Source organism: Acetobacter sp. DsW_063 (assembly GCF_002153745.1).
Classification (GTDB): Bacteria; Pseudomonadota; Alphaproteobacteria; order Acetobacterales; family Acetobacteraceae; genus Acetobacter.
Genome location: NZ_JOPL01000121.1, coordinates 1 through 2,105, shown reverse-complemented (window position 1 = coordinate 2,105; position 2,105 = coordinate 1). Strand labels below are relative to the sequence as shown.

Sequence of the window (2,105 nt, the reverse complement as noted above, 5' to 3'; positions counted from 1 at the left end):
TCTTTTCCGATGATGCGTGGTCGGTCTGGGAACCTCTGATCGAGGCGGCTCCTCCACAGGAGGCACTCCTAGAATGTAAGCCAAGGTCTTATGAAGACCGACCATACGAAAATCTGCAGGTTGCCAAGAGTTGTCTTCGTCTCCGAAGAAAAGACCTATATAATAAGTCGCGTAGAACTCCACGGAGAAATTATCGAACTCATCCTGAATGAGAAATCTGGTCTCCTTATGCGACGGCTCCAGAAGCTCCTTCATATGAGGTGAAAGCATGACTGAAACGTCGCATGAGTGTTTCTGGGCACAATGGACGGCATATGGAAACCACGCGATAGTATCGCCCACGGTTTCACCGAGGAGAATTACCGCCACTTTCCGATTTCGCGCATCGTAAGAATGCTCGAAGACCATTGTTCCGTCTTTGAACGCCTCTATCTTGGCGTCAAGGAAATGCTGTTTTCGGCTTTGAAAAAGACAGGACTCGCCTTCTCCGTCAGACGCACTCTCCACTTTCCCTCCGGAACGAGAACACGAATGCCCTGATTGAAATCGAAGCGAATACCCCCAGAACCAGATTGTGTCGGAATTGGCGCCGGTGGCGGAAAATTCGGACGTTCGGCTTTCGCAGTTGCCTCCAGAGCCGTCACAACCGATGGCTCCGACGGCGCTACCGCAGTCGCTGCATGTGCCGCACCTCCCTTACCAGCGTCCATAATCGTCTTGAAGATATCCGACGCGTCAGTTTCGCTCATGACGTCGCCTTTCTAAACTCCGGAATAGTTTTTATTGTTTCGATGAATTGATCGGGAGAAATTGCCCTCGTGCACTCGAATCGCCGATCTGTATTCCCCAACCGAGGGCACCAAAAAAAGTCGGTCACATCCAATTCACACCGGATACCATTGGAACATCCATTACAAACATTCCAATTCAAGATGCGATAGGGCGTTTCAAATTCATTATACAACGCTGTAAAACCGCTTATCAAAACAACGGGTGTTTCCGAGGCCCACGCCAGCCATGACAAGTCACTCGAAAGGCCAATAAAAAAATTTGCACGTTTTAGCCATCGGGCGTGTTCGCTTAGAGGCGCTGAACCTGTCAAATCTTCAACTCGGTGAGAAAGATAATTCCAGATTGTCCCCCCCCCGCCCGCTAACCTTCTCCCTGTCGATACAAAATACGCGATAACTGGATTTTTTCACGAAAAAAGAACTGTAAAAATTTATAAAATCCCGCATATTTACAAAAATGTATTCAGAAAATCTTCGTATTCAATCATCATTATATGATGAATACATGCGATGACGAATTAGGTGCCACCACTGAATGTGAAGCCCGTTTCAGCAGTAGAATAAAAGCTCCCCAGTCTCGAAAAATTTTCTTGAATCACAAATATAACGACCGCATTCGGAAGATTCAGGGGAGCGTACGCGCCTGCTTGGTCACGATCCCGCAACATCACATATTCGTGACAAACGCAAGTGCGACCCTATCGCCGGATTATCCAACTTCACGGGAAACACTTGCGTCGGAGGGAAAGAACACGAGGGACGTTTCGCAAAGCAGCGTCAAGGCCACCCCACGCAAACCTCCTCATGGCCTTCACGACAGGTCAGCAAGTCGTGCATCTTGTCACTGCGTATCCTGCTGATTAACTGCTCACAGCAATCACATAATGCTACCAGATAGGTTCCTCAGGTGGGCCCTGAGGAACCATCAGCAGGGTGCGATGCCTGAAAACTGCTTCGCGCATAAACGAGCGCGACTCTTGCCGCGCCATCAAGCAAGCATACAAAACTGTCTCTTTTTATAGGATTACCTTGCCTTGGGATCAAGAAACCCTGAAGGCGGATTCGCCGCATCCAGAGTGTTACGGATGTCGTCGATAACAGGCTTCCGATTGATGAACAGGATTCCAAGAATCGAGCCGATGGCCGTCAAGGTGAAGAAGAACTCGACTCGTGAAGGTTTCCTGATAACTGTTCCAATGATATTCATTTTTTCCACCGATGATAAGCGTCGATATATTTATACGCCTGACGTTTATTCTTGGGAAGTCTAGGGCCTGTTATGCCTTGAATGACGGAGCGAAGTGCCCAGCTTTT

At 48.5% G+C, this 2,105-nt stretch carries 2 protein-coding genes and 1 pseudogene; all 3 read right to left on the bottom strand.

Annotation, left to right across the window (positions count from 1 at the left end; genetic code table 11):
* A pseudogene (locus tag HK28_RS14370) lies at positions 1-270 on the bottom strand (autotransporter strand-loop-strand O-heptosyltransferase); the annotation flags it as partial.
* Positions 271-428: 158 nt separating this feature from the next.
* Positions 429-749, bottom strand: a complete 321-nt coding sequence (locus HK28_RS12905) for a hypothetical protein (RefSeq protein ID WP_086644950.1) — start codon at positions 747-749, stop codon at positions 429-431.
* 1,066 nt (positions 750-1,815) lie between these two features.
* The gene (locus HK28_RS12900) at positions 1,816-1,998 is read right to left on the bottom strand and encodes a hypothetical protein (protein ID WP_086644949.1); all 183 of its coding nucleotides are present in this window, start codon (positions 1,996-1,998) and stop codon (positions 1,816-1,818) included.
* Positions 1,999-2,105: the final 107 nt, after the last annotated feature.

Excerpts from the sequence above, each read along its gene's own strand:
- HK28_RS12905 (WP_086644950.1), bottom strand. The coding sequence starts at position 749 with ATGAGCGAAACTGACGCGTCGGATATCTTCAAGACGATTATGGACGCT.
- HK28_RS12900 (WP_086644949.1), bottom strand. The coding sequence starts at position 1,998 with ATGAATATCATTGGAACAGTTATCAGGAAACCTTCACGAGTCGAGTTC.